Source organism: Streptomyces sp. NPDC043746 (assembly GCF_056436485.1).
Window position 1 is genome coordinate 1 of record NZ_JBWKCM010000056.1, and the last position, 5,779, is coordinate 5,779.

The 5,779-nt window shown below is 70.8% G+C and carries 4 protein-coding genes; 2 read left to right on the top strand and 2 right to left on the bottom strand.

All coding sequences use genetic code 11. The features are described 5' to 3' along the window. Nucleotides 1–266: 266 nt before the first annotated feature. Both AC0682_RS31055 and AC0682_RS31060 read right to left on the bottom strand, forming a co-directional pair. A complete protein-coding gene (locus AC0682_RS31055) occupies nucleotides 267–1,595 on the bottom strand; it encodes a class I SAM-dependent RNA methyltransferase (RefSeq protein WP_478536555.1) in 1,329 nt (442 codons plus the stop codon). A gap of 345 nt (nucleotides 1,596–1,940) precedes the next feature. Beyond that, the gene (locus tag AC0682_RS31060; protein ID WP_478536556.1) at nucleotides 1,941–3,989 is read right to left on the bottom strand and encodes an APC family permease; all 2,049 of its coding nucleotides are present in this window, start codon (nucleotides 3,987–3,989) and stop codon (nucleotides 1,941–1,943) included. A gap of 321 nt (nucleotides 3,990–4,310) precedes the next feature. On the opposite strand from AC0682_RS31060, the gene AC0682_RS31065 reads away from it, so the two are divergent. Both AC0682_RS31065 and AC0682_RS31070 read left to right on the top strand, forming a co-directional pair. Beyond that, nucleotides 4,311–4,979, top strand: a complete 669-nt coding sequence (locus AC0682_RS31065; protein WP_254811471.1) for a potassium channel family protein — start codon at nucleotides 4,311–4,313, stop codon at nucleotides 4,977–4,979. Next, nucleotides 4,979–5,662, top strand: a complete 684-nt coding sequence (locus AC0682_RS31070) for a potassium channel family protein (protein ID WP_254811472.1) — start codon at nucleotides 4,979–4,981, stop codon at nucleotides 5,660–5,662. The genes AC0682_RS31065 and AC0682_RS31070 overlap by 1 nt, the downstream gene beginning before the upstream one ends. Nucleotides 5,663–5,779 lie beyond the last annotated feature (117 nt).

Here is a 5,779-nt window from a genome sequence, read left to right on the forward strand (position 1 = left end):
GCTACCTCGCCGGCCTCCACCTCCGCGCCTCCATGATCTGGATCAAGGACCTCACACGAGCAGCACCTTGATCACAACCGAATACGCTCCCTAGCTCCGGCCGGCGGAGGGGCACGACGATCACGTCTCTCCACCGTCTGCACACCGCCCCCACAAGGCCGCGGGTCACGACCCCCTTCGCTCGCGCGGAACGTTCGATCTCATGCAGAGACGGAGACAGATCGGTGCAACCCGCCAGGGGCCGGGCACACCAGCGAAAAAGCAGGTCAGAGGCCCTTGGTCACCGGCTCCAGAATCGCCACGCACTCCACGTGATGCGTCATCGGGAAGAGGTCGAACGCCCGCAGCGTCCGCACCCGGTACCCCCCGTCCGCGAAGTACGCCAGGTCCCTGGCCAGGGCCGCCGGGTCGCAGGCGACGTACGCGATGCGGCGGGCGCCCAGGGAGACCAAGTGGTTGACCACCTGCTTGCCGGCGCCCGCGCGGGGCGGGTCCAGGACGATCAGGTCGCACTCGGTGATGCCGGTGCGGGGCAGGACCTGGTCGACCTTGCCGTGTTCGATGCGGACGCGGTCCAGGTCCTTCAGGTTGTGGCGGGCGTCCTCGACCGCGCGCTTGCCGGACTCGATGCCGAGCACCGCGCCCTTCTCGCCGATGCGCTGGCCGATGGCGCCGGCGAAGAGGCCGACGCCGCAGTAGAGGTCGAGCGCCGTGTCGTTCTTGCGGGGCAGCAGACCCTGCATGACCGCGCGCACCAGGGTGTTGGCGGCCTGGGGGTGGACCTGCCAGAAGCCGCCGGAGCCGACACGGTACGTACGGTCGTCGGCGCGTTCGCGGACGAAGGCCCGGCCGTGGACGCGGTGCACGCCGCCGTCCTTCTCGTCGACGCGGAGTACGGAGACCGGCTTGTCCAGTTCGACCAGCGGGAGCCGGCCGCCGGACCGGGGGGTGAGGATGACCTGGCGGTCGTTCGAGCCGGTGGCGGTGATCGCCTCCACTCCGGCCATCTGCGGCCACTCGCGCTTCTCCACGCCGAGTTCGCTGACCCCGGGAGCGGCGATCAGGCAGCGGTCGATCGGCTGGACCTCGTGCGAGCGGTGCTTGCGCAGGCCCGCCCGGCCGTCCGCGTCGACGGCGTACTGGACTCGGGTGCGCCAGGCCGGGACCTCGCCCGGCGGGAGCTTGTCACCGTCGGCGGGCATGACCGTGCCGTCCCAGCCGGCCTCCTCGGGCGTCAGCCCCGCCAGGCGGCGGAGCTGCTCGGCGATCACCTCGCCCTTCAGGCGGCGCTGGGCACCGGGCTTGGCATGCTGCCAGTCGCAGCCGCCGCACATGCCGGGACCGGCGTACGGGCACGGGGCCTCGACCCGGTCCTTGGACGGCTCCAGGATCCGTACGGCGTCGGCCCGCAGGAAGCGGGAGTCCGTATCACCCGCGGTCACCTTGGCGACGACCTTCTCGCCCGGGAGCGTGTGGCGGACGAAGAGGACCTGGTTCTCGGCCGTACGGGCGATGCAGTGGCCGCCGTGCGCGACGGGGCCGACCTCGACCTCGTACTCCTCCCCGACCAGCGACGACATGGGTTCGTTCTGCATGAGGGGAGGCTCCAGGGAGGAAGGGAGGGCAGGGCCGGCGCGCGGCCGGACGACAGCCCACCAGTCTACGTGCGTGCCGTCGGAGTGCTGACCACGAGACGTTCCTCCCGTGTCCAGACCGGGTCGGGGGCCTGGGACTGGTGGTGTTCCGCCCGTGTCGGGACCGGGGCCGGGGGCCTGGGGCCTGGGGCTGGTGGTGTTCCGCCCGTGTCGGGGCCCCGGGCCGGGGCCGGGAACGGGTGAAGTTCCGCCCGCGTCGGGCCGGGGCGGGGTGGGGGGTGCCGTGCCGCTCCCAAGCTGGGGTCGGGGCCCGCCGCCCGTCGAGACCGTTGCGCTCCTGGCCCCTCACTCCTTCCGGCTCGACTCCTTCTGCCTCCGCTCCACCGGCCCCCGCCGTACCGAACCCGGCGCGCTCCAATCCGCCCGCCTCCGCGCCCGCCGCTTCGCCGCCTCGGAGGACTGGAGCTGGTAGGGAACGGACGTCACCATCACGCCGGGGGTGAAGAGCAGGCGGCCCTTGAGGCGCAGCGCGCTCTGGTTGTGGAGCAGGTGCTCGTACCAGTGGCCGACCACGTACTCCGGGATGTACACGCTGATCACGTCGCGCGGGCTGCTCAGGCGCAGGCCCTTCACGTACTCGATGACCGGGCGCGTCACCTCGCGGTAGGGCGAGTCGAGGATCTTGAGCGGTACGTTGACGCCGCGCCGCTCCCACTCCTCGCGCAGGGCCTTCGTCTCGGCCGGGTCGACGCTGATGGAGAGCGCCTCCAGCCGGTCGGCGCGGATCAGCTGAGCGTAGGCGAGGGCGCGCATGGTCGGGCGGTGGATCTTGGAGACCAGGACGATCGCGTGGACGCGGGAGGGGCGGACGCTGTCGTCCGGGGAGGCGTCGTCCGCGGCGATCTCCGCGGCGACCCGGTCGTAGTGCTTCCGGATCGCGGTCATGGTGCCGTAGAAGATCACCATGCCGAGCAGGGCGACCCAGGCGCCGTGGGTGAACTTGGTGGCGAGGACGACGACGAGAACCAGGCCGGTGAAGAAGGCGCCGAAGGCGTTGATGGCGCGGGAACGGATCATGTGGCGGCGCCGGGCCCGGTCGCGCTCGTCGGCCAGCAGGCGGTTCCAGTGCCTGACCATGCCGGTCTGGCTGAGGGTGAAGGAGACGAAGACACCCACGATGTAGAGCTGGATCAGGCGTGTGGTGTCGGCGCCGTAGATCCCGACCAGCAGCACGGCGGCACCGGCCAGCAGGACGATGCCGTTGGAGAAGGCGAGCCGGTCCCCGCGGGTGTGCAGCTGGCGCGGCAGGTAGCGGTCCTGGGCGAGGATCGAGCCGAGCAGCGGGAAGCCGTTGTACGCGGTGTTCGCGGCCAGGAAGAGGACCAGCGCGGTGGCCACGGCAAGGGCCATGAAGAGGAACGATCCATGGCCGAAGACCGCCTCCGCGACCTGGGCGATCACCGGGTGCTGGGTATAGCCCTCGCCGACCGGGACACCGTCGCGGATCAGGTCCTGGGACGGGTTCTCGGCCATCTTGACGCCGGTGGCCATGGCCAGGGCGATGATCCCGCAGAACATGGTGACGGCGAGCAGGCCCATCAGGGCGAGCGTGGTCGCGGCGTTCCGGCTCTTCGGCTTGCGGAACGCGGGTACCCCGTTGCTGATCGCCTCGACACCCGTGAGGGCCGCGCAGCCGGAGGAGAAGGCCCGCAGGAGGAGGAAGACGAGGGCGAAACCGGCCAGGCCCTGGTGTTCGGGCTTTATCTCGAACCCGGAGGTCGGGGCGTGCATGGTGTCACCGAGGACGAGCCCGCGGTACGCGCCCCACAGGAGCATGAGCAGGACGCCGGACACGAAGAGGTAGGTCGGGATCGCGAACAGCTTCCCCGACTCCCTGACCCCGCGCAGGTTTATCAGGGCGAGCAGGACGATGGCTCCCACGGCGCACAGGGTCTTGTGCTCGACGACGAACGGGATCGCGGAGCCCAGGTTCTCCACGCCGGCGGAGATCGACACGGCCACGGTGAGGACGTAGTCGACCAGCAGTGCGCTGGCGACGGTGAGTCCGGCCTTGGGGCCGAGGTTGGTGGTCGCCACCTCGTAGTCGCCGCCGCCGCTCGGATACGCGCGGACGTTCTGCCGGTAGGAGGCGACGACCGTGAACATGAGGACCACGACGGCCAGGGCGATCCAGGGGCTGAAGTGGTACGCCGACACACCCGCGATGGACAGGACGATGAGGACCTCGCCGGGGGCGTACGCCACCGACGAGAGCGGGTCGGACGCGAAGACCGGGAGCGCGATGCGCTTGGGCAGGAGCGTCTCCCCGAGCCTGTCGCTGCGCAGCGCCCGGCCGATCAGAATCCTTTTGGGCAGGTCGGTCAGTTTGGACACGCTGAGGATCGTAAGGGCAGCCTGTGCCGGTCGAGGACGCCTGATCGCCGTGGCCCCCGTCTCTCCTGCGGTGGGAGCGGAATCCGGCCACAATCCTTAACGCAATCATTGCGAGCGGCCCCTACACCTTTACTCCCCCTTTGCCCATGTGCCGCGGGCAACGCACACTCGGAGGGAACGCCGGGCCCACGGCGGCATAAGCTCATCCCGGGCAACGCCGAAGTCGTTGCCCCCTTGTTTGCCCGGCAAGCTGAGAGAGAAGTGTGAGCAGCGTGTTTTCGCAGGTCAGCCGGATGACCAGGACGGCGGGGTAGACGCACAGTGCACATCGTCATCATGGGCTGCGGGCGCGTCGGAGCCGCTCTCGCGCAGACCCTGGAACAGCAGGGGCACACGGTCGCGGTGATCGACCAGGACCCCACGGCCTTCCGCCGCCTCGGCTCCGGATTCGGCGGGCGCCGGGTCACCGGGGTCGGCTTCGATCAGGACACCCTCCGCGAGGCGGGCATCGAGGACGCCGGGGCGTTCGCCGCGGTCAGCAGCGGCGACAACTCCAACATCATCGCGGCGCGGGTGGCCCGCGAGACGTTCTCCATCGAGAACGTGGCGGCCCGGATCTACGACCCGAAACGGGCCGAGGTCTACCAGCGTCTCGGCATCCCCACCGTCGCGACGGTGCGCTGGACGGCGGACCAGATGCTGCGGCGGCTGCTGCCCTCGGGCGCGGAGCCGCTGTGGCGCGATCCGAGCGGCGGTGTGCAGCTCGCGGAGGTGCATACGACGCCGTCCTGGATCGGTCACCGGATCAGCACACTCCAGGAGGAGACCGGCGTCCGCGTCGCCTACCTCACCCGGTTGGGCGAGGCGATCCTGCCGACCTCGCAGACGGTCCTGCAGGAGGGCGACCTGGTCCACGTGATGATGCGTACGGACGAGATCGCCAAGGTCGAGGAGGCCTTCGCCGAGGGTCCCGAGGAGGGTGGTCACTGATGCGTGTGGCGATTGCGGGGGCGGGCGCGGTGGGCCGCTCCATCGCCGTGGAGCTGCTGGAGAACGGGCACGAGGTGCTGCTCATCGACAAGGCGCCGACCGCCATCTCGGTGGAGCGCGTCCCGTCGGCCGAATGGCTGCTCGCGGACGCCTGCGAGATCACCTCGCTGGACGAGGCGGCGCTGCAGCGGTGCAACGTGGTGATCGCGGCGACGGGCGACGACAAGGTGAACCTGGTCGTCTCGCTGCTCGCCAAGACCGAGTACGGCGTGCCGCGCGTGGTCGCACGGGTCAACCACCCGAAGAACGAGTGGCTGTTCAACGAGTCCTGGGGCATCGATGTCGCGGTCTCGACCCCGCGGCTGATGTCGGCCCTGGTGGAGGAGGCGGTGAGCGTCGGTGATCTGGTCCGGTTGCTGCGCTTCAGCCACGGCGACGCCAACCTGGTGGAGCTGACGCTGCCGCCGGAGTCGGGGTTGGCCGGGACCCGGGTCGGGCAGGTGGCGTGGCCCGAGGACACCTCGCTGGTCACCATCATCCGCGGGGCGCGCGTCCTGACGCCGAGCCCCGAGGAGTCCCTGGAGGCCGGTGACGAGCTGCTCTTCGTGGCGGCCCAGGCGCGTGAGGAGCAGCTGGAGGACCTGCTGTCGGTCCGCCGCGCTCCGTCGTCGTCCGACGGCTGAGGCGCACGTACAGGGAGGGGGGGGGGGGGGGGGGGGGGGGGGGGGGGGGGGCGTGGGGGGGGGGGGGGGTGGGGAGGGGGGGGGGGGGGGGGGGGGGGGGGGACCTGTGGTTTCTTT

Bases quoted from the DNA above. Each gene is read 5' to 3' on its own strand.
- AC0682_RS31055 (WP_478536555.1), bottom strand. From the start codon at position 1,595: ATGCAGAACGAACCCATGTCGTCGCTGGTCGGGGAGGAGTACGAGGTC.
- AC0682_RS31070 (WP_254811472.1), top strand. From the start codon at position 4,979: ATGCGTGTGGCGATTGCGGGGGCGGGCGCGGTGGGCCGCTCCATCGCC.